This is a genomic window from Streptomyces melanogenes, assembly GCF_014649795.1.
GTDB classification, from domain to species: domain Bacteria; phylum Actinomycetota; class Actinomycetes; order Streptomycetales; family Streptomycetaceae; genus Streptomyces; species Streptomyces noboritoensis.
In genome coordinates, this window is the sequence record NZ_BMTS01000008.1 from 334,424 (window position 1) to 356,160 (window position 21,737).

Below are 21,737 nucleotides of genomic sequence, written 5' to 3' on the forward strand. Positions count from 1 at the left end.
GTAGCGGCGATGACGATACACACGCCGCACCCTCGTCCAGGATCCCCTCTCCCTCTGCTCCGAGGGCCGGTACATCGCCTGCTGGAAGTACGGAGCACGTCGACGGCGAAACGGTTACTCAAGCTCCACGACCTGTCAACGACGGAAAAGTGCTCACCAGTGCACACTCCCGCAAGGGCAATGCCGAGCTCCCTCTGGGAAAGATCCGTGCAGGACGATTGGCTATTCAGGTGAACTGCCAGGGGAAGGGAGCGGTCGAAGTGTCAGTTGATCCAGTAGGCCTGAGCTTCCCCATGAAATGTGTTGCTGCGGAGTCAAGCAGCACTTACAACGAAATGCACCTGAAATCCGATCGAGCCGAGGGGACTATTCGCATCACGGCACCTTCGACGGTTCAGTGGGCGCTGACGGTCGAGCAGTAGAGAGCCCTCGCCTCCATTCAGGCGCTATGCCCCTTCCCGCCATCAGGAGGGAAGGGGCGCTTTCGTCATGCCGCTTCGTAGTGGTGGGCCCGTCTGCCCCGCCATTCGATCAGCGCAGAGTCCCCGGCGACCATGTCCTCGGCGGTCGTCTCGTCGAGGCCCGTCTGCCGCAGGAATTCCACGAGGTCCCGGTCGCTGAAGGCGAGGCCGATGATCTGTCCGCGCACGGTGACGCGCCGGCCGCCGGTGCCGCGCGGCCGGTGGACGATTATCGGCGCTCCGTCCATCTCTTCAGGGTGCTCTTGCTCGGTCACTCCAGCACCCCGAGCTCACTGTCCGGGCGGCAGAAAGCGCAGGCCGGGACGCCCTCGGCGAGGGCGGCGAGGGCCTGCTCGCGGGTGATGGCCTCGGGCTCGCCGGGAGCCATGGTGCATCCGCCGATGTGAACGCCTTCGGGTAGCCGGGGCTTGTCGGCGCCTCGCCGTACGTAGGCGATCACCCAGTCCGGTGGTGGCGGGGGCGGGCGCCGGGCGGCTTCTTCGGCGGCGCGCTTCCGCTCCTGCTCGATCCAGCGCTGCGTCCGGGCGAGGTCGGCCCGCTGGACGCGCTCCAAGAAGAGGAGGGCGGCGAGACGCGGCGAGGCTACTTCGAACACGCATTCGAGTATAGATCGTTCCGGGTGCGGCGCCACACTGACCGATCTCGGGGCGCGCGATGCCGCTCCCGTGCGGCGGGGCCTCCACCGTTGCGCGCAACGCAGCCGTCTTAGCCAAGATTCGCAATCTCCGGCAATCCCCACCCGCTCTCTGGCTATCCGTCGCATCCTGGTCCTCCACCCAGCACAGATGGAGGGCACTATGACGCTCCGGTTCATCGGCACCACGTCCGAGTACGGCAACTGCCCCACCCTGTATGAGATCGCCGAGACTGGAGACATCGTCGTCCAGGGGGCCAAAATCACTGATCCGGCCGACCTCGCGGGGCTCCGAGACCTTGGTGCTGACGAGACTGCCGTCATCATCCCCCGCGAGCTGCTGACTCGCTTCGCACCGAAGGAGTGACGTTGCCGTCGCTGATCCCGTTCGAGGAGATCACTCACCTGTTCTCCGAATTCCAGCACACTGCCTTCCGGCTGGAGACTCGCGGTTCCTACGCCTCCGATCGACAAGGCGCCCGCTTCCAGGCATTCCTGCAAGGCATTGAGCCGCAGCCCGAACCTGATCACCCATGGAACGTCAACGTGAGGGCGAGGACCGCACAGGGCGCGCGCTTCTCGCGGATCCGCATCATCGACGAGCCGCCGACGGACGGGCAGCGGTTCCTCATGGCCTCAGCAGCGGCGAATACTGCGGGTGAGGAGATCCGTGTGTTGCCTCGGTCGGTGGCCGGACAGCTGGAACTCCCGGGCTACGACTTCTGGCTCTTCGACTCCAGCACTCTGGTGCGAATGCACATCGACGAGTCCGACACCACCACTGGCGTTGAGGTCAGCGCCGACCCTGCTCAGGTGCTGGAGGCCTGTCGCGCGCGGGACGCCGCTTGGCCGCTCGCTGTGCCTGCCGCCGTGGTCTGGCCGAGGGTACGTTCCTCTGTGTGACGGACTTCCAGAGCGCACGGGTCGCTCTCGGCGCGCGGCTACGGGAGCTGCGCGCCGAGACTGGCTTGAACGGCAAGGACTTTGCGTCGCGGCTGGGGTGGCAGCGCTCGAAGGTGTCACGGCTGGAGAACGGCAAGCAGACCGCGACGTCTGGCGACCTCGACGCATGGGCGGCCGCAGCCGACGCATCGGACCAGGCCGCAGACCTCAAGAGCCGCTTGCGCGGTCTGGAGTCGCAGCAGCGCTCATGGCGCCGCCAGGTTGCAGCAGGCCAGCGCCCGGTGCAGGAGCGCTACGTCGTGGAATACCAGCGCACGGCCACGATGCGCGGCTACGAAGCCACCGTGATTCCCGGCCTGTTCCAGACTCCTGACTACGCTCGGGCACTCATGGTCCACAACGCCGAGGTGATGCAGACCCCGCGCGACACGGACGAGGCTGTCCAGGCGCGCATGCGGCGCCAAGAAGTGTTGTATCAGGTAGGGAAGCTGTTCCGGGTGCTCGTGTGGGAGGGCGCGCTACACGCGCTGATCTGCCCTCGCGAGGTGATGGCCGGGCAGCTCGACCGGCTGGTAGGGCTGATCGGTATGAGCACGGTGGAGCTCGGGATCGTCCCGTTCGGGGCCCGGCTGAAGCTGACCCCCAAGCACGGCTTCTGGATCTTCGATGAAGAGCGGATCATCGTGGAGACGATCAACACCGAGTTGCAGTTCGACTCTCCCGACGACCTGGCCTTGTACGGGCGGGTCTGGGATCGACTCAACGACGCGGCTGTGTACGGCCCCCAAGCACGGCTCCTGATCGGACGCGCCCGCACGTCCCTGGGGCTCCCATAAGCAATCTCTGTCACTCGATCGGCGTTGCACGCAATCACGCGCAATCGGCGCGCGCCACTGAAACTGGCGTCCCTACGGTGCTCGTCATGGCCCCCAAGACGCGTAATCCCCAGCACGCGGACGCCGACAACACCCAGACCAGCAACCCTGCGCAGTACCGGCGTTGCGAGGTGTGCTGCGAGCCGGACGCCGACATCGTCACCCTCATGGTCATCGGCGACGGTGGCGACGCCTCGATGTACCCGCACCGGAACTGCACAGCAACCGCCGCAGCGGGGGTGGTGTCGGAATGACGGAGCACACCCGGATCGCTCAGTGGCTCGCCTCCGCGCACGACACGCCGTCGACGGCCTGGTTGGAGTGGTCGCAGAGCGGTGCCGCGCTGCTGCCGACCGGCCGAGTTTTCGACGCCCTCCGTATCTCTGCCGCGATCATCCACGCCGCCGCACAAAGTGGCAGCCCAGACGCCGTCGCCGTGTACCTTGCACGGGTCATGGATGGCCCGGTCATCCATGACCCCTACGCCCAGAGCGTCTCGTACTTCGCCCTGGTGCCCGTCGGCGCATGCACCCAGCACGACACCCCGGACGTGCAGCGCCTCGCCCCCGGAACTTGGCTCGGCGTCCCGGACGTGCCCCGCACTGCCCGCCCCGGGACGTACTGGATCCGCCCGCCGCGCCGTCGTGAGGACCTGTGCGTCCCGGCCGGGGTCGACCAGGTGGTCCGGGTCGGCCGCCAGCGGAGCACCGCGCCGGGGGCGGACGGCTCGGTCGGGCTCGACTTGGATGGGATCAAGGAGGAGTGCGAGGCACTTCTGCGCGGGACCACGCCGAACGTCGACTCCCCGTCGCTGGAAGACGCTACGGAATCGACCCTGCGGGCGCGCGGCCACCTGATGCTGTTGCTGCCCGCGCTTCAGGACGCCGAGGCGCGGCTACTCTCCGACGATCCCGTGCGCAGCCGTGTCCTACTTGGCGTAACAGAGGCGCACCGGCAGTTGGGCCTCGACAGCTCCTCGGTGAACCTCGCCCGCCAGTACGCGCACATGCAACGCCTGGCTCGCTGCTGCCTAGGCGCGGTGGACCTACTGCGGGCGCTGGGGGCGTCGGCCGTATCCCGGTGACCGCCCGCCCCCGGATGGTTGGGCGCCCCGGGGGGCGGGTTCCGGTCTCGGTCGCTGGCGCGGCTAGGCCGGCGCCGACATGCCGTACACGGTGACTGGCACGCGACTGATGTAATGGACATACATCGCATACATCCCTCTTGGCGACCCTCCTGCCCTAGCCCCCCAGGCAGGCGGGAGTGGTCGGCGGTGCCCCTGCCTTCGGGTGGGGGCACCGCCATGTTCCCATCGGCTCGGATGCCCTCGTCTGCACTCATCCGCACGACTGGCTGGGCAACCTCCACAGCCCCTGTTCCCATGGGAACAGGGGCGGGAATCCAGCGGCATTGAGGCACATCGAGCGGCATCGACCTACACCGTTCTGTCCAAGTTCGAGACATCACCGCAGGTCAAAGGGGGGTCAATTATCTGGTTACGGTCCCGAATCGAGCGCTCGATGATCAAGGCCCTGCCTGTGCTGTCAGGTGGGGCCTTGATCTTTGTCAGGGGGCGGCAGCCTCCGCGTCACAGGCCCCGGCCCGTAGGATCCGCCTCATGATTCGCGCAGTGGTGTTTGATGTAGGCGAATGCCTGGTGGACGAGACCCGCGAGTACGGCACCTGGGCCGACTGGCTCGGTGTCCCGAGACACACCTTCCACGCGATGTTCGGCGCGGTCATCGCCCAGGGCCGCGACTACCGCGAGACCTTCCAGGAGTTCCGGCCCGGCTTCGATCTGTACGAGCAGCGCGAGGCCCGCGCGCAGGCCGGGCAGCCGGAGCACTTCGGTGAGTCGGACCTGTACGCCGACGTCCGCCCGGCGCTCACCCGGTTGCGGGCCGACGGGCTGTGGCTGGGTATCGCGGGGAACCAGACCGTCCGGGCCGGCCGCATCCTGCGGGAGCTGTTCTCCGACGACGTCGACCTGATCGGCACCTCGGACGACTGGGGTGCGAGCAAGCCCGACCCGCTGTTCTTCGAGCGCGTCGCCGAGGTCGTACCGTTCGAGAACAGCGAGATCCTCTACGTCGGGGACCGCGTCGACAACGACCTGCGGCCCGCCGTCGCGGCGGGCATGGAGACGGCGCTCGTGCACCGGGGCCCGTGGGCGACGATCCAGTGGAACACCGAGGAAGCGGAGAAGCTCCCGACCTTCAGAGTCGAGAGCCTCTTGGAGCTGTCCGGGCAGATCATCGACTTCAACGCGCGAGGGCGCTGACCGTCGTCGACCAGCGGTACAGCCGGTCGTCGAGGTCGCGAACACACGGCTCGTGCTGGTGCGGCGCCAACGCGCGCCGCACCTCGCGTACGCGGTCCATGCCCGTGGCGTACCAGGTGCGCTCCAGCTGGTCGAGTGCCCGCACGGCGTACGTACAGGCCTGTTCGGGGTGTCCGGCTGCGGCTTCCACAGCTGCCAGGTCCCCCAGGATGACGGTCGCCTGCTTCTCCTCGCCGGGCTCCAGAGCAGCGAGCGCGCCGATCAAATGGCGCGCCGCGAGGCCACCGGCTGGTCGTAGCCGGGCGGAGGCGTAAAGCCAAGGGCTTCCATGTCCTGGCCGAGCAGGTTGGTCAGCGCCTGCTGATGGTCGGGCTGGGGCCATGGCGGGCTCGCTGATTCCCAGCGGCACAGTTGCCGCGAACTCACCGAGAGACCAAGGCCGCGGAGCGCTTCGACCAGCGCCTCCTGTGAGCGATAACCAGCGGCCATGCGAGCCGACTTGAGCTTGATGTTGCCTGCGGGTCGAGGCACACGTCACCTCCGAGTCCGGGTTACGGAACCAGTGTCGCCAAAAGGGCATCGCAACGGCTAGTCCTCACCCGGACGGTGACATGAAAGTCTGATTTGCCGTCACTGAAAGGCAGTTGGAAGTCGTCGTATCGGGGCGGCGGCAGGACCAGGCTGGTGGTCACCCACTCCCACCGACGGAATTCGAGGAGCTCAAGGTGACCCACTCGCGCACCGGACCACTGGCAGGCGCCTGCGGACCGATTGCCGCAGGCGAAGCACTCAGCCATCAGCCCAACGACTTGGCGCGGTACCGGCGCTGCGAGGTCTGCAAGGAGCCCGGTGCCGACACCATCACCCGCATGTTCGTCGCCGACACGGGCGGCGACCACACCAGCTACGCGCACGCCGACTGCGCGAACGTGGCCGGGGCCGGGGTGATCACGCCGTGATGAACCAGGCCACGCGAACCGTCACCGACTGGCTCGCCTCCGCGCACCCTGCCCCCGCCCAGGCCCAACGCGAATTCGCCGTAGGCATCGCCCTCGTACCGACCGGCGAGAAGTTCGACGCGATCCGCCTCCCCGCACCCGTCGTCCACGCCGCCGCACGCGCCGAGACCCCCGACGCCGTCGCCACGTTCCTCGCCGAGGCCCTCCCCGGCGGAGCCGTCATCCACGACGCATACGGCATCGGCGTCTGGTACTACGCCCTCGTCCCACCCGGAACGTACGCCAACTGGCAGGCGCCAGACGTCGAGTGCCTGCGCCCAGGGACCTGGCTAGGGGTACCGCGCGTCGACCTGACTGCCCCGCCAGGACCGCACTGGGCACGGCCACCGGACGCTGTAGGCAGTATGTGTTCCGCGCATGCCGCAGCCGACCTGGTGGAAGTCGGGCAGGCCAGGCTGCACCAGATGCCAACGGCGGAGTCGACGCTGTGAGCGCCCGGTCGGTGATCCGGTACGCGGAGTGGATCCTCGGCGTCGACACCACCCCAGGCGCCGCCGGGCCGATCTACGTCATGGAGTGCACGACGTGCCTCGACGCGTCCCCACCCTCCGACGAGAAGGCGGGACCGGAGGACTGGGCGATCCGGCATACGGCACGGCAGCACGCCCACTCCGGATTCCGGGCCATCGTGACCTCCTTCAGCCGGGTCAGCCCCGCACCCGGCAATCCCCTTCACAAGCAGGCGACGCCCCGGTGACTGCTACGGCCGTTCAAGGTCGGCCAGCCGAGCTCGCGTATCCGAGGGTGGTGGTGAGCTGCTTCACTGCGGCGGAGGCGGCCGAGGCCTTGGCCATGCCGACGACTGCGCCACCGTTGGAAGCGGTTACGGCCAGCCTCGGTAGTTGTCGGTGTACGTCGGGTCACCCAGTTCGTCTTCGCAGCCTTGGTAGTGGTCCGGGCCTCCTACGTGGCTGATGACCAACCCGTACGACTGGGGGAACAAATCGCAGCCCTTGTCAGACCACTGACCCGCGAACATGGTCCAGATGATCAGGGCTATGCAGGCGAGGACGATGGTCGTCGATCGTTTGAACGGCCATCTGCGGCCGAGGGTCTCTGGCATGCGCGCGATTGTCACGCCGGGGACCTGTGGGCGGGGAGTTTTCCACGAAGGTTACTTCGTATGAGAACGACGACATTGGGCCGCATCCGCGCGCCTGGAACATGGCGTTGCTTTCCTGAGCAACAGCGCGAACAGCCGGCTTCCGTGATCGTCGACCGGGCTGCGGGCTCCGCCGTACTGGAGCTGGTACCTGCTCAGCTCGGGTACGGCGCGCTGATCCACGACGCGGACGAGCTGGGCCGTTAGTGCTACGGATGCATCCCGGCACATGCGCCCGGCACAGGAGGCGCACCGCCTGGATGAGGGAACTGGCTCCGCATCCCGACAGCTCACAGCACGGGCGGACGCTTCCTTTCCGTTTACTCCTTCACGTGGCACCTTGATCGCCCTCGTTCCGTAAAGCACCCGTCAAGAATCCGTTTACATGCACAGAATGTGGCGGTATCGAACATTCAGCCCGGCGGCACCCGGCTGGGCTACTTTTGTTCGGCGGAATGCTGTACGAGCTGTACCGAACCGCGGGAGGGGTACGTCGGCGACCCGAACGGCGCCGAGGACCCCTGCGGTGGCGTCTGGCCGGGGAATACATATCCAAGTACCAGGTGTGCAGGAACACCCAGCCCTGGATCTGTCGCCCCCTCGTCTGCTTGTTAGACGGCAATCGGTCGGCCCACATGGTCAAGGCCCCGTCCGCGGGGCGCGGGCGGGGCCTTGCTGTCGTGCTGTTGGCTGTGGCGCGCGGCTCTGTCTTCAGAGACGGTGCATGCGGGTGTAGGGGCTCAGGATGCGGGCGCGGCGCGAGCCGAAGTCGACGAGCATGGCGACTCCGTCCTCGACGCCCACGATCGTGCCCAGGCCGAACTGGTCGTGGGAGACCCGGTCGCCCAGGGCGAAGGTCTTGGCCTGCGGCTCGACCGGAGCTTTGAAGGGACTGGTGGGCAGGTGGCGCCTCGGCGCGGACGGCTGCGTCATGGTCTATCCAGTATGCGCCGTCCCGGCCCGTCGCACCGCCTCCGCCCGTCTCGGATTCGACACGATTGGCCCGTGAGCCCCTCGGAGCGCCGCCGAAACGCCGACGAAACCCCAGCGCATGAACTCGAACGAGTGAACGGCGGCGGCTCCGGTGCCACCCCCCACGGGAAGCACCGGAGCCGCCGGTCTCGTACGGGCTGGCGCGCTACGACGCCCGCAGCGGACGAATCGCCGTCGGCGCGTGGCCCGGCTCCGTCGCCAGCTCCTCGAACTCGTTGATCGCGTCGATCTTGACGCCCATCGAGATGTTGGTGATCCGCTCCAGGATCGCCTCGACGACGACCGGGACGCGGTACTCGGCGGCCAGCTTCTTGGCCTCCTCGAAGGCCGGCAGCAGCTGGTCCGGCTCGGTCACGCGGATCGCCTTGCAGCCCAGGCCCTCGACGACCTTGACGTGGTCGACGCCGTAGACGCCCAGCTCCGGGGAGTTGATGTTCTCGAACTCCAGGTTGACCTGGAAGTTGATGTCCAGGCCGCGCTGGGCCTGGCGGATCAGGCCCAGGTAGGAGTTGTTCACGAGGACGTGGACGTACGGGATGTTGTGCTGCGCACCGACCGCCAGCTCCTCCAGCATGAACTGGAAGTCGTAGTCGCCGGAGAGCGCGACGACCGGGGTCTCGGGGTCGGCGGTGGCGACGCCGAGCGCGGCCGGGATGGTCCAGCCGAGCGGGCCCGCCTGGCCGCAGTTGATCCAGTGGCGCGGCCGGTAGACGTGCAGCATCTGCGCGCCGGCGATCTGGGAGAGGCCGATCGTGGTGACGTACCGCGTCTCGGGGCCGAAGGCGCGGTTCATCTCCTCGTACACGCGCTGCGGCTTCAGCGGGACGTTGTCGAAGTGCGTACGGCGCTGGAGCTGCGCCTTGCGCTCCTGCGTGGACGCCGCCCACGCGCTGCGGTCCGGCAGCTTGCCCGCGGCCTTCAGCTCCTTCGCCACCTCGACGAAGAGCTTCAGCGCGGCCTTGGCGTCGGACGCGATGCCGTAGTCCGGCGCGAAGATCTTGCCGATCTGGGTCGGCTCGACGTCGACGTGGACGAACTTGCGGCCCTTGGTGTACACGTCCAGCTCGCCGGTGTGGCGGTTGGCCCAGCGGTTGCCGATGCCGAGGACGAAGTCGGACTCCAGGAAGTTCGCGTTGCCGTAGCGGTGCGAGGTCTGCAGGCCGACCATGCCCGCGTTCAGCTCGTGGTCGTCGGCGAGGATGCCCCAGCCCATCAGGGTCGGGATGACCGGCGTACCGGTCAACTCGGCAAACTCCACCAGCAGTTCGGACGCGTCGGCGTTGATGACGCCGCCGCCCGCGACGATCAGCGGGCGCTCGGATTCGAGCAGGAACCCGAGCGCCTTCTCGACCTGGGCACGGGTCGCGGACGGCTTGTAGACCGGCAGCGGCTCGTACGTGTCCGGGTCGAAGTCGATCTCGGTGAGCTGGACGTCGATCGGCAGGTCGATGAGGACCGGGCCGGGGCGGCCCGAGCGCATCAGGTGGAACGCCTGCTGGAACACGCCGGGGACCTGCGCGGCCTCCAGGACTGTGGTCGCGGCCTTGGTGACCGGCTTCGCGATGCTCGCGATGTCGACCGCCTGGAAGTCCTCCTTGTGGAGCTTGGCGACCGGCGCCTGGCCCGTGATGCAGAGGATCGGGATCGAGTCGGCGATCGCCGAGTACAGCCCGGTGATCATGTCGGTGCCGGCCGGGCCGGACGTACCGATGCAGACGCCGATGTTCCCGGCGTGGGCCCGGGTGTACCCCTCGGCCATGTGGGACGCGCCCTCGACGTGGCGGGCCAGCGTGTGCTTGATGCCGCCACCGGCCTTGAGGGCCGCGTAGAAGGGGTTGATCGCCGCGCCCGGCACGCCGAACGCGTTGGTGACGCCTTCGCGCTTGAGGATCTCAACTGCCGCTCGGGCAGCGGTCATACGAGGCATGGAGTGCTCCTGCTTCGGCCTGGCGGATCGGGCTCTGTCGCGCCACCTGAGAGCCGTGATTCCGTAATGCGGAAGTTTAGTTCTGCTATATGGAAGAAACATAAGGGGGCGTACGCAGGCGCGTCAAGGGATCCCCGAAGTCGCCTGCCGGGCGGGGCGCGGGTGGGGGACGATGGGCCGTACGGGCGGCGAGCACGGGGTGGACGGCATGGGTATCGACGGAATCGGCGACGGAACCGGCGGAGCCGACGGCAGGTACGGCGGGACGCCGGGGCGCGGTGGGTCGGTGGGGCGCGGCGGGGTGAACGGGGGCGGGCTCGGTGGGTCCGGATACCCCGGCGGACCCGGGCGCCCCGGCGGGACCGACGGCCCCGGATACGTGGGCGGGGCCGGATACCCGGGCGGGCCCAACCCCGGTGGGTCCGAATACCGTGGAGGACCTAACCCCGGCGCAGCCAACCCCGGCGGGTCCGGATACCCCGGTGGACCCGGGCGCCCCGGCGGCGCCGGATACCCGGGCACCCCCGGTGGCCCCACCCACCGCACCACCCCCGCCCACCCCAGCCCCGCGCTCGGCCGGGAAACGCTCGCCGTGCGGTGTCCCGTCTGTCGCCGTGAGCACCGGTACGCCGCCACCACCTACCCCTGCCCCTGCGGCGCCCCGCTCGCGCCGCCGCTCCAGCGCGGGGTCGCGCCCGAGCCGATCACCCATCGCACCTGGACCGAGGACTGGGTCGTGGTGCGCTGCGACGCGTGCGGGCGGCAGGACCAGTGGCCGCAGCCTGAGCTGGGGTGCTCGTGCGGCACGGTGCTGCGGATTCCGGTGCGGCCGGTCTCCGCGCCGCCGGCCCCGCTGCCGCTCCACATCCCGGTTCCGCCGACCGCCGCGCCCCCGCGCCGGGCGTTCCGGCCGGTGACCATCCGTACCGCCCGGGACGCGGTGACCGCGGCGGCGCTCTACCTCAAGTGGCTCGGCTTCCGGGACGTCCTGCAGTCCGAGGCGCGCCCCGCCTCCGGGATCGATCTGCGCGGCCCCGGACTGGTCGCCCAGGTCGACCCGACGACCCGCCCGGCGTCGCTGCGCGCGGTGGAGTGCCTGTGGCTGAACGCGCTCAGCAGCTCGGCCACCGGCGTCTACTTCTCACTCGCCGGGTACACCAAGGACGCCCGGGCCCGTGGCGACGGCCTGTCCATCCCGCTGTTCGTGATGGACCTGACGGGCACGCCCCAGCCGGTCAACGACGCGGCGGACGAGCTGGTCGCCACGGGCCCGTAAGCGCACGGACCCGTAAAGAGGGAACAGGCCCGACCCCTACTCCCCGTACCCCTCCCTCAACTCCACCTTCCGCACCTTCCCGCTCACCGTCATCGGGAACTCCGTCAGGATCCGCAGCCGTCGCGGCACCTTGTAGTGCGCCAGGCGGTCGCGGCAGAACGCGGCGACCTCCTCCGCCGTGGGCGGGTCCGCCGGGTCGCGCGGGATCACGCAGGCCAGGATCTCCTCGCCGTACTTCTCGTCGGGCACGCCCACCACCTGCACGTCCGCGATCTTCGGGTGGGCGTAGAGGAACTCCTCGATCTCGCGCGGATAGACGTTCTCGCCGCCCCGGATGATCATGTCCTTGATCCGGCCGACGATCTGTACGTAACCGTCCTCGCGCAGCACCGCCAGATCACCGGTGTGCATCCAGCGCCCCGCGTCGATCGCCTCGGCGGTCCGCTCCGGCTCGTCCCAGTAGCCGAGCATCACGCTGTAGCCGCGGGTGCACAGCTCGCCCGCCTCGCCGCGCGGCAGCGTGACGCCGGTGGCCGGGTCCACCACCTTGATCTCGATGTGCGGCAGCACCCGCCCCACCGTGCCGGTCCTGCGCTCCAGGTCGTCCTCGACGCGCGTCTGGGTGGAGACCGGGGACGTCTCCGTCATGCCGTAGCAGATGGACACCTCGGCCATGTTCATCTCGGCGACGACCCGCTTCATCACCTCGACCGGGCACGGCGACCCCGCCATGATCCCCGTACGCAGCGAGGACAGGTCGTACGAGCCGAAGTCCGGCAGGTTCAGCTCGGCGATGAACATCGTCGGCACCCCGTACAGCGAGGTGCACCGCTCCCCCTCCACCGCCCGCAGCGTCGCCGCCGCGTCGAAGGACGGCGCCGGGATCACCACGCAGGCCCCGTGCGAGGTGGCCGCGAGGTTGCCCATCACCATGCCGAAGCAGTGGTAGAAGGGCACCGGCACGCAGATCCGGTCCCGTTCGGTGTACGAGAGCGACTCGCCCACGAAATACCCGTTGTTGAGGATGTTGTGGTGGGAGAGCGTCGCCCCCTTGGCGAAGCCGGTGGTCCCCGAGGTGTACTGGATGTTGATCGGGTCGTCGCACGACAACTCGGCCTGCGTGTCGGCGAGTTGACTGGTCGTCACCTCAGCGCCCGCCGCCAGGAGCTCGTCCCAGGACCCGTCCCCGATGTAGTGCACCGCCCGCAGCTCCGGGCACTCCGGACGCGCCCGCTCCACCAGCGCCCGGTAGTCGCTCGTCCTGTGCGCCTGCGAGGCGACGAGCAGCGAGATCCCGGCCTGCTTCAGTACGTACGCGAGCTCGTGCGCCCGGTACGCCGGGTTGATGTTCACCATGACCGCGCCGATCCGGGCCGTGGCGTACTGCACGAGCACCCATTCGGGGCAGTTCACCGCCCAGATGCCGACCCGGTCGCCCTTGCGGACCCCGCTGCCGAGCAGCCCGCGGGCGAGCTCGTCGACGGACGCGGCGAACTGGGCGTACGTCCAGCGCCGCCCGGACTCGACGTCGACCAGCGCCTCGCGGTCGGGCCAGGCGGCGACCGCCCGGTCCAGGTTGGCCCCGATGGTGTCGCCGAGCAGCGGCGTGCCGCTCGTGCCGTGGGCGTACGAGAGGTCCGTCACCGCAGGTCCCCCTCGTGGTACTCGGCCTTCGAACCCGCCGCCGTGGCCTCGCGCAGCTCGATGCGGCGGATCTTCCCGGAGACCGTCTTGGGCAGCTCACCGAACTCGATGCGGCGGATGCGCTTGTACGGGGCGAGGACCGCGCGCGAGTGCTCGAACAGCACCTTCGCGGTGTCCGGTCCTGGCTCCCAGCCCGCCGCGAGCACGATGTACGCCTTGGGCACGGCGAGCCGCAGCGCGTCGGGCGCGGGAACGACGGCGGCCTCGGCCACCGCCTCGTGCTCCAGGAGCGCGCTCTCCAGCTCGAACGGCGAGATCTTGTAGTCGGAGGCCTTGAAGACGTCGTCGGCGCGGCCGACGTAGGTGATGTAGCCGTCCTCGTCGCGGGATCCGATGTCGCCGGTGCGGTAGTAGCCGCCCGCCATCGACTCGGCCGTACGCTCCGGGTCGCCGTGGTAGCCGGTCATCAGGCCGACCGGGCGGGCCGAGAGGTCGAGGGCGATCTCGCCCTCGGTCGCGCCCGGCTCGCCCGTCACGGGGTCCAGGAGCTCGACCTTGTAGCCGGGGCTGGGCCTGCCCATCGAGCCGGTCTTGAGCAACTGGCCCGGGGAGTTGGCGACTTGGACGGCCGTCTCGGTCTGTCCGAAACCGTCCCGGATGACCCGGCCCCACTCGCGCCGGACCGTCTCGATGACCTCGGGGTTGAGCGGCTCGCCGGCCGCGACGACCTCGCGGGGCGGGGTCCGCAGCGCGCTCAGGTCCGCCTGGATCAGCATCCGCCACACCGTGGGCGGCGCGCAGAAGCTGGTGACGTCCGCCGCGTCCATCGCGGACATCAGCCGGGCCGCGTCGAAGCGCGCGTAGTTGTAGATGAAGACGGTCGCCTCGGCGTTCCACGGGGCGAAGAGGTTCGACCAGGCGTGCTTGGCCCAGCCGGGCGAGGAGATGTTCAGATGCACGTCGCCGGGCTTCAGACCGATCCAGTACATCGTCGCCAAGTGGCCGATCGGATACGACACATGGGTGTGCTCGACGAGCTTGGGGCGGGCCGTGGTGCCGGAGGTGAAGTAGAGCATCAGCGGGTCGTCGGCCAGGGTGACCCCGTCCGGCTCGAACCGCGCCTTGGCCCCGAACGCCCCGTCGAAGTCCAGCCACCCGGGAACGGGGTCGGCGCCGTGCGGCTTGACCGCGATCCGGGTGTACTCCCCCGGCACGTCGTCGAACTTGGCCGCGTCCTCGGCCCGTACGATCACGTGCCGGGCGCGCCCGCGCTCGATCCGGTCCCGCAGGTCGGCCGGGCCGAGCAGCGGGGTCGCGGGGATGACGACCGCCCGCAGCTTCATGGCGGCCAGCGCGGTCATCCACAGTTCCTGCTGGTTGCCGAGCATGACGACGACGCGGTCCCCGGCCCGTACGCCTTGAGCGCGCAGCCAGTTGGCGACCTGGTCGGAGCGCAGGGACATCTCGGCGTACGAGAGGGTGATCTCGCGGCCGTCCTCCTCGACGATGTGCAGCGCGGTGGCGCCGTTGCCCTCGGCGATGACGTCGAACCAGTCGAGCGCCCAGTTGAACCGCTCGGGGCGCGGCCAGGTGAACCCCTGACAGGCCGTCGTGTAGTCCTCCCGGTGCTCCAGCAGGAAGTCCCGTGCGGCCCGGAACTCCTCCGTGGCGCCACGTGCGTCCATGTGCCCTCCTCGTTGCCTGGCCACTCTCTACCACCTCGCGGTGTGTGACCAGGCCTCTTTACCCCCGTAGGGGGGTGCGGGGGAAGTCCGCGCGGCGGATTCCCCCCACCCCCGTGGGGCCTCCGGGAGGAGGGGGCATCCCCTACTTGTCCGCGGTGAGCTTCCCCGCGGCGCCCCAGCTGTCGGCGGGGGTCTCGTGGATCCAGACCTGGACGGTCTCCGCCGGGATCCGGTACGCGTCGACGAACGCGTCCGTGACCCGCTTGACCAGCTCGCGCTTGAGCTCGATGTCGCGCGGACCCTGCTGGATGGTGACGATCGGCATGACGGTCAACTCCCTTGTCAGCGGCGGCTTCCCGGTTCCTCCGGGCCGCTCACCGGCGTGACCTCACTCCATCCCATCGGGGTGCGCCGACCAAGAAGCAGAAGGCGACGACAGCGATCAGTTTTCGTGATCGTCGCTGGTCGGGGCGGCATTTGGGGTCTCGCACGCCTTCAGGAGCAGGTCCAGTTCCGCCGGTCGGGTGTGCGCGTGCACGGCGAGGCCGGTCGGCAGGGCCAGGCCCGGTGCGCGGAACGGCAGGAAGGCGACCCGGGGGCTGTGCAGCACGCGCGCGTGGGACGCGTACACCACCGTCCAGAGCGGCCGCGCGCCCGTGCCGATCGTGGCGAGCGTGTCCTGGAGCGAGCCGCTCACCGGGCCCGGCAGCGGCTCGAACCCGGCGGCGTGACAGGCACCGACCACCAGGTCGACCAAGGCCGGGTTGTTGCGGCGGGCCGTGATGCACAGGCCGAGCCCGGCGAGCTCGCCGACCGCCACGTCCGCCGCGCGGGCCAGCGGATGCGCCGCCGGGACCGCCGCGACCAGCGGGTCCTCCCACAGCGGCAGGATCCGCACCCCCGTCCCGGGCGCGGTGGACCGCACGAATGCCGCGTCCAGGCGCCCGTCCGCGACCTGCTCCAGACGGTCCCGGGTCGCCCCCGACACCAGCTCGACCGGGGTGTCGGGCGCGAGCGCCGCGAACCGGTCGAGTACGCGGTCGAGGTGGGCCCCGAGGCCCGTGCTGGTGCCCAGGCGCAGCCCGGTGCGACCGCGTACGGCGGCCCGGGCCCGTTCCGCCGCCGCGAGCACCGTGCGCGCCTCGGGCAGCAGCCGCTCCCCGGCGCCGGTGAGGCGGACGTGCCGGGGCGAGCGGTCGAAGAGCTCGGCACCCAGCTCCCGCTCCAGGCGGCGCACCTGCTGGCTCACCGCCGACTGGACGATGTGCAGCCTCCCCCAAGCTCTTAAGGAGCAGGGGGGACCCCCATGGCGGCCCGCCCGAAGTGCAGTTCCTCGGCGACGGTGACGAAGTAGCTGAGCTGCCGCAGTTCCATGCGGCGACTCTAGCCAGGGGGGATCCGGCGACCCGGCGCTAGGGGATCGTCAAAGTCGGGCGGAACGGGATCAACAGCGCGTCAGGAGACGGCTCGGAGGCCCGGACGCGGGCATAGCTTCGACGCGTCGCACACAGACGTCGAGCGCCGCACCGAGCGGCGCCGCACCACCCGGCCTCGTACTCCACCGGAGGGCACCCACCATGGAAAGCCTCACCATCGACGACGCGGACCCCGACGAACGCCGCCCGGCAGCGGCCCTTTACGTGCCGGTTCGGCTCGGCTCTGCCGGAGGACAGCAGTTGCGCTTCTCGCGCACCCCGCTCGGCGTACGGACCGCCGTCGGCTTCACCAGTCCCGAGCGGCTGTGCGCGGTGCTCGGGCCCGACCAGAGCTGGATCCGGCTCGCCGAGCCCGCGCTGCGGTCGCTGGCGGAGCCGCTCGGCGTGACCACGGTGACGGTCGACCCGCAGCTCGCGGCCCCCGCACCGACGGCCGTACGCCGCGAGCCGGCCGCGCAGCCCTGCGCGCGCCGGGAGGGGTGGGACCCGGACATGGTCGGCGTGCTGCGGGTGACGGGTGCGGCGGCGGCCGTCTGGACCGCCGTGACCGCGATCCACGCGTTCGTGGACTGACGGAGGGATCCCCTGATGACAACCGAACCCGACTCCCTGGTACGGGAGTTGAGCTCCCCCTCGGTGTGGCCGGACTCCGCCGTGAACGCGCCCGGCGGCGATGTGTCGCTCGCCGGGGTGTCCCTCGCGGAGCTGGCGGAACGGCACGGCACGCCCGTGTACGTACTCGACGAGACGGAGGTGCGGTCCCGGGCGCGGGCCTGGCGGCGGGCGCTGCCGGACGCCGAGGTCGTCTACGCGGCGAAGGCCTTCGTGTGCCGGGCCGTGGTCGACTGGATGGCCGAGGAAGGCCTGGGGCTCGACGTCTGCTCGGCGGGCGAACTGGAGCTCGCCGCGACCCGCGGCTTCCCGCCCGAGCGCGTCGTGCTGCACGGCAACGCCAAGTCCCCGCGGGACCTGCGCACGGCGCTGCGCATCGGCGTGGGCCGGATCGTCATCGACTCGGACTGCGAGATCGCCCGGATCGCGTCCCAAGTCCCCAAGGGCGCGGCCCAGAAGGTCCTGGTCCGGGTACTGCCGGGCATCGAGGCGGGCGCGCACCGGAAGATCCGTACGGGGGCGGAGGGCCAGAAGTTCGGCCTGTCGATCGCGGGCGGCGACGCGGAGGACGCGGTCGTCCGCGTCCTGGGCCAGCCCGGGCTCGCACTCGCCGGTCTGCACTGCCACCTGGGCTCCCAGATCACCTCGACCGAGCCGTACGGGGAGGCGGTGCGCCGGGTGGTGGCGTTCCTGGCCCGCATCCGCGACCGGCACGGCGTGACGCTCCCGGAGGTGGACCTGGGCGGGGGTTTCGCGGCGGCATATCTGCCGGGCGACGCGGCGCCGTCCCCGGAGGCGTACGGCCGCCGGATCACGGAGGAACTGTCCGCCGCCTGCGCCGATTTCGCGTATCCCCTGCCCCGACTCATGGTCGAGCCGGGCCGCTCGATCATGGCTCCGGCCGGGGTGGCGCTGTACCGCGTCCTGTCAGTGAAGCGCACCGGCGCGCAGGTGTTCGTCGCGGTCGACGGCGGGATGAGCGACAACCCGCGCCCGGCGCTGTACGGGGCGAGGTACACGGTCCGCATGGTCGGCCGTACGACGGCGGCGCCGATGCGCGCCACGACGGTGGTCGGGCGGCACTGCGAGGCGGGCGACATCCTGGCGGAGGACGTCGAACTGCCGGAGGACGTACGCCCAGGGGACGTCCTCGCCGTACCGGCGTCCGGGGCGTACCAGGTCTCGATGGCGTCGGGCTACAACATGACGGGTCGGCCGCCGGTGGTGGCGGTATCCGGGGGCAGGTCGCGGCTGCTGCTGCGGCGGGAGACGTTCGAGGACCAGAAGGCGAGGGATGTGGGGGTGTGACGGCTCCTTTCAGGGACCGGGCGGGGCTCACCCCATGACGTCCCCGAACCGGACGTCGTAGGAGGTGGCCGAGGTCATCTCGGCGAGCAGCCGCTCGCCCTCGGCGGCCACCTCGTCGCGCCGGGCGCGGGAGAGGGACCCGAACGGCTGAACGGTGAGGACGGCGTGCTCCTTGCCCTCCTCCAGGCGCCACACCCCGGCGAGGAAGCCGTCCACGAGGAGGGTGGAGAAGGCCTGGTTGCCCTTCCAGGAGCGGCCCCAGTGCTCGGCCGGGATCACCCGCGTACGGTCGGCGTGCGACAGCAGCAGGTTGTCGAACTCCGGCAGGAAGCGCGGCGGGGCCGGGGTGTCCTCGTCGGGGCGGGGCGCGTCGGGCAGGTCGAAGAGCTCGACCCCGTTCTCGTCACGGAAGGTGACGAGAACGGGCCGCAACCGCTCGAAGACCTCACCCAGCCGGGTCAGTCCGGCCCAGGTCTGCATGTCCTTGAACGAGGCGGGCCCGAACGCGGCGAGATAGCGCAGCACGGTGTCGTCCGGGGCCGGAACGGGCCCCGGCGCCCGACCCAGCCAGTGCTCGGCGGTGGTCAGCGCCACGCGCCCGCTGCGCCCCCACAGCCCGCGCGGCGTGACCTGCACGAGCGGCAGCGCGCAGCGCGCGGCGAGGGAGAGCGCGAAGGGCGTGGCGTCGGGCCACTGCTCGCTCAGCACGTCCCGGATCTCCTTCATGGTGTACGGCCGCTCCTCCACCAGCCCGCGCACGGTCTCGGCGAGCCGCTCCAGGTCCACGCCCTCCAGCTGCCCCCGGAACTGCTTGAGCTCGCGGTCGCGGGCGGCCTGGACGAGCGGGCGCAGGGTGAGGACGTCGTCGGCGGTGTGGAGGTGGATGGTGGACCGCAGGGTCACGATCCGTACGAGCTCACGCGCCTCGATGAGTGCGGACAGCTGCTCCGGCCGGAACCCGGCGAGCCGGGCCCACAGCGCGAAGTACGGCGGCTTCACGTTCTGCGCCTGCAGCCCGACGAGATGCGCGACGGCTTCCTTCGGCCCGAGCGCGTCGGTCCGGCGCAGGAGGTGCTGCCGGTCGAGGGTGGCGCGGTTGAGGGCGCGGGGGGTGAGCGTTGTCTGGGGGGCCATACGGGCACGGTAGTGGGGATTGAGGACAGATTCTGTCCGCGATGGAAGGAGAGAGGTGGCGGTGGCCTAGGTCAAGGAACGGGGCGGCCGCATCCGTGAGGACGCCGAGCCTGTGCCATTTGAGCCGTATATCCTGCACCGAGACCAGGCGGGCACACTCCGACACACCCCGGCCCGCCGCGGAAGGCCGCCGGAGGCGGTCGCGCGCGGGAGGTGAAGCCATGACCCAGCAAGGTGCCGGCGGGGGTGTGGGGACGCCGCGACCGGGCGGGGCCGGCCCGGGTGGCGCGATGACCGGGCGGCGAAGCACCACGGGCCGGGTGGCGCGATGATCGAACGAGAAGCCGCTCCGGGGCGGGTGACGCGATGACCGTACGAGAAGCCGCTCCGGGGCGGGTGGCGCCATGTCGAGCGGGAAGCCGGCTCGGGCACGGTGACGCCACACCCAAGCGAGAAACCGCCCCGGGCCGGGTGACGCCGTGACCGCGCGAGGGGAAGGAGACGGCGGCTATTCTCCGCCGCCGCCGAAGAAGCACTCCTGGCGGCGCCAGCTCGCCCCGCCGCCGAATCCGCCCGCGTCCACGCCCCCGGCGACCACGGCATCGGCCGCCCCCGGTCCCGTACGCCACGACCACCGCAGCGTCGTGGAGTCCGCGCTGTACCGGGACGGCCGCCGCGTCTCGTCCCCCGACACGCTCGCCGAGACGTTTCGGCGGCTGCGCGAGACGCCGGACGGCATGGCGTGGATCGGCCTGCACCGCCCGTCGGAGACGGAACTGCTCTCGCTGGCCGAGGAGTTCGACCTCCACCCGCTCGCGGTGGAGGACGCCCTGGAGGCCCACCAGCGCCCGAAGCTCGAACGGTACGGCGAGACCCTCTTCGTCGTCCTGCGCGCGGCCCGCTATCTGGACGCCCCCGAGGAGGTCGACTTCGGCGAGCTGCACGTCTTCATCGGCCGCGACTTCCTCATCACGGTCCGCCACGGCGCCGCCCCCGACCTGTCGGCGGTGCGCCGCCGCATGGAGGAGACACCGGAGCTGCTGGCGCTCGGCCCGGAAGCGGTGCTGTACGCGATCCTGGACGCGGTGGTGGACGGCTACGTACCCGTCGTCTCCGGCGTCCAGAACGACATCGACGAGATCGAGACGGAAGTCTTCCGCGGCGACCCCGAGGTGTCCCGCCGCATCTACGAACTCTCCCGAGAAATCGTCGAGTTCCAGCGCGCCACCCGCCCCCTGGTCGGCATGCTGCACGGCCTGATGGCGGGCTTCGCCAAGTACGGCACGGACGAGGAACTCCAGCGCTACCTCCGCGACGTAGCCGACCACGTCACCCACACCAGCGAGCGGGTGGACGGCTTCCGCCAGGCCCTCACGGAGATCCTCACGGTCAACGCGACCCTGGTCACCCAGCAACAGAACGCGGAGATGCGGGCGTTGGCGGAGGCGGGCTTCGAGCAGAACGAGGAGATCAAGAAGATCTCGTCTTGGGCGGCTATTTTGTTTGCTCCCACGTTGGTGGGGACGATCTACGGGATGAACTTCGAGCGGATGCCCGAGCTGGGGTGGGCGTACGGGTATCCGTTCGCGATTCTGCTGATGGCGGGGGTGTGCGTGAGTCTGTACTTCATTTTCAAGCGGCGGGATTGGCTGTAGGCGTCACGCCGGACCTGATGATCAACTTCGCTCATGCGAACGCCTGCAAGGACCCGTTTCGGGGTCCTGGGGAGAATCTGGGGAGAATGCGCGGCCTTGGGGAGCAGGCCATCACTGCCGTCACCTGCTGTTCTGCACCTCCCGTATGACGCGGCGCGCCCGAGCGGCTTCGGTCAACCGTCACCGAGGGTGACCCACAGGGCCGCAAAGGCGTCAGCGCCCAGGAGAGCTCGTTTTCTCCATCAGCCCCCCTCGACGATGGCGGACACCGGCAGCCGGAGTCCGCGATTGAGGCGTGGACCTCGTCATCGGTTACGGCGGGGCCGCGATCGTCCGGTCTGGCGTCGCCGGGGACGTCACTTCCTGCGCCGCTGTCCGATCCGGATGAGGAATTCGTTTTCCTCGGGGAAGGTGTCGTTGTCGCTGAAGTCGGTCAGCCGGTGCTTCACGGCGGCCTCGAAGTCTTTCAGGCGGGCGCCGAAGAGGTGGGGTGCAGCGAAGGACGTGGAGTAGAGGTAGCCGAGGATGCTCTCGGCGGTCCAGGTGCGCTGTACGGGGACGCGGAGTTCCGCGACCTCGTTGAAGGGCGACTCCGCCATGATCTCGCCGTAGGGGCGGTTGTGGTGCTGGAAGGTCCCGGATCCAGCGCGCCGCTCCTCGCCGAGGAAGCTCTTCACCACACCCCGGACGGCTTGCTTCCATGGGCTGCCAGCGACCCAGAACCCGAGAATGTGTGGCAGCGTGCCCTTGCGCGCCTGTGCAGCCGGGAGA

24 protein-coding genes and 2 pseudogenes are annotated in these 21,737 nt (G+C 70.0%); 13 read left to right on the forward strand and 13 right to left on the reverse strand.

The genetic code is table 11. The features are described from left to right. Positions 1-487: 487 nt before the first annotated feature. Together IE252_RS19970 and IE252_RS19975 are read right to left on the reverse strand one after the other, a co-directional pair. Positions 488-709: a hypothetical protein gene (locus IE252_RS19970; protein ID WP_190090796.1), complete on the reverse strand. Its 222-nt coding sequence runs from the start codon at positions 707-709 to the stop codon at positions 488-490. 23 nt (positions 710-732) lie between these two features. Then, positions 733-1,077, reverse strand: a complete 345-nt coding sequence (locus tag IE252_RS19975; RefSeq protein ID WP_190090797.1) for a DUF6233 domain-containing protein — start codon at positions 1,075-1,077, stop codon at positions 733-735. A gap of 202 nt (positions 1,078-1,279) precedes the next feature. On the opposite strand from IE252_RS19975, the gene IE252_RS19980 reads away from it, so the two are divergent. The 6 genes from IE252_RS19980 (at position 1,280) to IE252_RS20005 (ending at position 5,175) form a co-directional block, all read left to right on the forward strand. Continuing rightward, entirely contained in the window at positions 1,280-1,483 is a 204-nt protein-coding gene (locus tag IE252_RS19980) for a hypothetical protein (protein WP_190090798.1), read from the forward strand. A gap of 2 nt (positions 1,484-1,485) precedes the next feature. Beyond that, entirely contained in the window at positions 1,486-2,019 is a 534-nt protein-coding gene (locus IE252_RS19985) for a DUF6879 family protein (RefSeq protein WP_190090799.1), read from the forward strand. Further along, entirely contained in the window at positions 2,016-2,855 is an 840-nt protein-coding gene (locus IE252_RS19990; protein ID WP_229848603.1) for a helix-turn-helix domain-containing protein, read from the forward strand. Before IE252_RS19985 ends, IE252_RS19990 begins: the two co-directional genes overlap by 4 nt. A gap of 86 nt (positions 2,856-2,941) precedes the next feature. Continuing rightward, positions 2,942-3,148, forward strand: a complete 207-nt coding sequence (locus IE252_RS19995; protein WP_190090800.1) for a hypothetical protein — start codon at positions 2,942-2,944, stop codon at positions 3,146-3,148. Next, positions 3,145-3,978, forward strand: a complete 834-nt coding sequence (locus IE252_RS20000; RefSeq protein ID WP_190090801.1) for a DUF6415 family natural product biosynthesis protein — start codon at positions 3,145-3,147, stop codon at positions 3,976-3,978. Before IE252_RS19995 ends, IE252_RS20000 begins: the two co-directional genes overlap by 4 nt. A 534-nt stretch (positions 3,979-4,512) precedes the next feature. Further along, positions 4,513-5,175 (forward strand): HAD family hydrolase, encoded by a 663-nt coding sequence (locus IE252_RS20005; protein ID WP_190090802.1) that lies wholly within the window; start codon positions 4,513-4,515, stop codon positions 5,173-5,175. Here the strand turns inward: IE252_RS20005 and IE252_RS20010 are convergent. Beyond that, positions 5,156-5,440, reverse strand: a pseudogene (locus tag IE252_RS20010) (transcriptional regulator); the annotation flags it as partial. The gene IE252_RS20005 and the pseudogene IE252_RS20010 sit on opposite strands and share 20 nt — an antisense overlap. Continuing rightward, entirely contained in the window at positions 5,437-5,706 is a 270-nt protein-coding gene (locus tag IE252_RS20015; RefSeq protein ID WP_190090804.1) for a hypothetical protein, read from the reverse strand. The gene IE252_RS20015 and the pseudogene IE252_RS20010, both read right to left, overlap by 4 nt. 194 nt (positions 5,707-5,900) lie before the next feature. Between IE252_RS20015 and IE252_RS20020 the strand changes: the two genes are divergently transcribed. The 3 genes from IE252_RS20020 to IE252_RS20030 are packed head-to-tail and all read left to right on the forward strand — an operon-like array spanning position 5,901 to position 6,891. Further along, a complete protein-coding gene (locus IE252_RS20020) occupies positions 5,901-6,134 on the forward strand; it encodes a hypothetical protein (protein WP_190090805.1) in 234 nt (77 codons plus the stop codon). Next, a complete protein-coding gene (locus IE252_RS20025; protein ID WP_190090806.1) occupies positions 6,134-6,625 on the forward strand; it encodes a hypothetical protein in 492 nt (163 codons plus the stop codon). Before IE252_RS20020 ends, IE252_RS20025 begins: the two co-directional genes overlap by 1 nt. Continuing rightward, positions 6,622-6,891: a DUF7848 domain-containing protein gene (locus IE252_RS20030; RefSeq protein WP_229848606.1), complete on the forward strand. Its 270-nt coding sequence runs from the start codon at positions 6,622-6,624 to the stop codon at positions 6,889-6,891. The genes IE252_RS20025 and IE252_RS20030 overlap by 4 nt, the downstream gene beginning before the upstream one ends. Positions 6,892-7,017: 126 nt before the next feature. Here IE252_RS20030 and IE252_RS20035 read toward each other — a convergent pair whose 3' ends face one another. The 3 genes from IE252_RS20035 to gcl form a co-directional block, all read right to left on the reverse strand. Continuing rightward, a complete protein-coding gene (locus IE252_RS20035; protein ID WP_190090807.1) occupies positions 7,018-7,257 on the reverse strand; it encodes a hypothetical protein in 240 nt (79 codons plus the stop codon). 750 nt (positions 7,258-8,007) lie between these two features. Beyond that, positions 8,008-8,229 carry a hypothetical protein gene (locus tag IE252_RS20040; protein WP_067166032.1) on the reverse strand — a complete coding sequence of 74 codons (222 nt, stop codon included), beginning with the start codon at positions 8,227-8,229 and terminating at the stop codon, positions 8,008-8,010. 205 nt (positions 8,230-8,434) lie between these two features. Then, positions 8,435-10,216 carry a glyoxylate carboligase gene (gene gcl, locus IE252_RS20045; protein WP_190090808.1) on the reverse strand — a complete coding sequence of 594 codons (1,782 nt, stop codon included), beginning with the start codon at positions 10,214-10,216 and terminating at the stop codon, positions 8,435-8,437. Positions 10,217-10,808: 592 nt separating this feature from the next. Between gcl and IE252_RS20050 the strand changes: the two genes are divergently transcribed. Next, on the forward strand, positions 10,809-11,492 hold the full coding sequence (locus IE252_RS20050) for a hypothetical protein (RefSeq protein ID WP_190090854.1): 684 nt from the start codon (positions 10,809-10,811) through the stop codon (positions 11,490-11,492). Positions 11,493-11,528: 36 nt separating this feature from the next. Here IE252_RS20050 and IE252_RS20055 read toward each other — a convergent pair whose 3' ends face one another. The 4 genes and pseudogenes from IE252_RS20055 to IE252_RS20070 all read right to left on the reverse strand — a co-directional run bounded on the left by IE252_RS20055 (position 11,529) and on the right by IE252_RS20070 (position 16,195). Next, positions 11,529-13,136, reverse strand: a complete 1,608-nt coding sequence (locus IE252_RS20055) for an AMP-binding protein (RefSeq protein ID WP_190090809.1) — start codon at positions 13,134-13,136, stop codon at positions 11,529-11,531. Then, positions 13,133-14,821 carry an AMP-binding protein gene (locus tag IE252_RS20060; RefSeq protein WP_190090810.1) on the reverse strand — a complete coding sequence of 563 codons (1,689 nt, stop codon included), beginning with the start codon at positions 14,819-14,821 and terminating at the stop codon, positions 13,133-13,135. Before IE252_RS20060 ends, IE252_RS20055 begins: the two co-directional genes overlap by 4 nt. A 142-nt stretch (positions 14,822-14,963) precedes the next feature. Next, the gene (dmpI, locus tag IE252_RS20065; RefSeq protein WP_067166020.1) at positions 14,964-15,146 is read right to left on the reverse strand and encodes a 4-oxalocrotonate tautomerase DmpI; all 183 of its coding nucleotides are present in this window, start codon (positions 15,144-15,146) and stop codon (positions 14,964-14,966) included. Between the two features lie 117 nt (positions 15,147-15,263). Continuing rightward, positions 15,264-16,195, reverse strand: a pseudogene (locus IE252_RS20070) (LysR family transcriptional regulator). A gap of 203 nt (positions 16,196-16,398) precedes the next feature. Here IE252_RS20070 and IE252_RS20075 point away from each other — a divergent pair. Beyond that, on the forward strand, positions 16,399-16,830 hold the full coding sequence (locus IE252_RS20075) for an SAV_915 family protein (protein ID WP_190090811.1): 432 nt from the start codon (positions 16,399-16,401) through the stop codon (positions 16,828-16,830). Positions 16,831-16,845: 15 nt separating this feature from the next. Continuing rightward, the gene (gene lysA, locus IE252_RS20080) at positions 16,846-18,177 is read left to right on the forward strand and encodes a diaminopimelate decarboxylase (protein WP_190090812.1); all 1,332 of its coding nucleotides are present in this window, start codon (positions 16,846-16,848) and stop codon (positions 18,175-18,177) included. A gap of 27 nt (positions 18,178-18,204) precedes the next feature. Here lysA and IE252_RS20085 read toward each other — a convergent pair whose 3' ends face one another. Next, positions 18,205-19,311 (reverse strand): winged helix DNA-binding domain-containing protein, encoded by a 1,107-nt coding sequence (locus tag IE252_RS20085; RefSeq protein ID WP_190090813.1) that lies wholly within the window; start codon positions 19,309-19,311, stop codon positions 18,205-18,207. Between the two features lie 479 nt (positions 19,312-19,790). Here IE252_RS20085 and IE252_RS20090 point away from each other — a divergent pair, with 479 nt between their 5' ends. Next, positions 19,791-20,966 carry a magnesium and cobalt transport protein CorA gene (locus IE252_RS20090; RefSeq protein WP_190090814.1) on the forward strand — a complete coding sequence of 392 codons (1,176 nt, stop codon included), beginning with the start codon at positions 19,791-19,793 and terminating at the stop codon, positions 20,964-20,966. Positions 20,967-21,322: 356 nt separating this feature from the next. On the opposite strand, the gene IE252_RS20095 is transcribed toward IE252_RS20090, so the two are convergent. Beyond that, the gene (locus IE252_RS20095) at positions 21,323-21,646 is read right to left on the reverse strand and encodes a hypothetical protein (protein WP_229848609.1); all 324 of its coding nucleotides are present in this window, start codon (positions 21,644-21,646) and stop codon (positions 21,323-21,325) included. Positions 21,647-21,737 lie beyond the last annotated feature (91 nt).

Coding starts and splice junctions, on each gene's coding strand:
- IE252_RS20085 (WP_190090813.1), bottom strand. CDS start 19,311: ATGGCCCCCCAGACAACGCTCACCCCCCGCGCCCTCAACCGCGCCACC.
- IE252_RS20075 (WP_190090811.1), top strand. CDS start 16,399: ATGGAAAGCCTCACCATCGACGACGCGGACCCCGACGAACGCCGCCCG.
- IE252_RS20060 (WP_190090810.1), bottom strand. CDS start 14,821: ATGGACGCACGTGGCGCCACGGAGGAGTTCCGGGCCGCACGGGACTTC.
- IE252_RS20035 (WP_190090807.1), bottom strand. CDS start 7,257: ATGCCAGAGACCCTCGGCCGCAGATGGCCGTTCAAACGATCGACGACC.
- IE252_RS20040 (WP_067166032.1), bottom strand. CDS start 8,229: ATGACGCAGCCGTCCGCGCCGAGGCGCCACCTGCCCACCAGTCCCTTC.
- IE252_RS19980 (WP_190090798.1), top strand. CDS start 1,280: ATGACGCTCCGGTTCATCGGCACCACGTCCGAGTACGGCAACTGCCCC.
- gcl (WP_190090808.1), bottom strand. CDS start 10,216: ATGCCTCGTATGACCGCTGCCCGAGCGGCAGTTGAGATCCTCAAGCGC.
- IE252_RS19970 (WP_190090796.1), bottom strand. CDS start 709: ATGGACGGAGCGCCGATAATCGTCCACCGGCCGCGCGGCACCGGCGGC.
- IE252_RS20025 (WP_190090806.1), top strand. CDS start 6,134: ATGAACCAGGCCACGCGAACCGTCACCGACTGGCTCGCCTCCGCGCAC.
- IE252_RS20005 (WP_190090802.1), top strand. CDS start 4,513: ATGATTCGCGCAGTGGTGTTTGATGTAGGCGAATGCCTGGTGGACGAG.
- IE252_RS20000 (WP_190090801.1), top strand. CDS start 3,145: ATGACGGAGCACACCCGGATCGCTCAGTGGCTCGCCTCCGCGCACGAC.
- IE252_RS19995 (WP_190090800.1), top strand. CDS start 2,942: ATGGCCCCCAAGACGCGTAATCCCCAGCACGCGGACGCCGACAACACC.
- lysA (WP_190090812.1), top strand. CDS start 16,846: ATGACAACCGAACCCGACTCCCTGGTACGGGAGTTGAGCTCCCCCTCG.
- dmpI (WP_067166020.1), bottom strand. CDS start 15,146: ATGCCGATCGTCACCATCCAGCAGGGTCCGCGCGACATCGAGCTCAAG.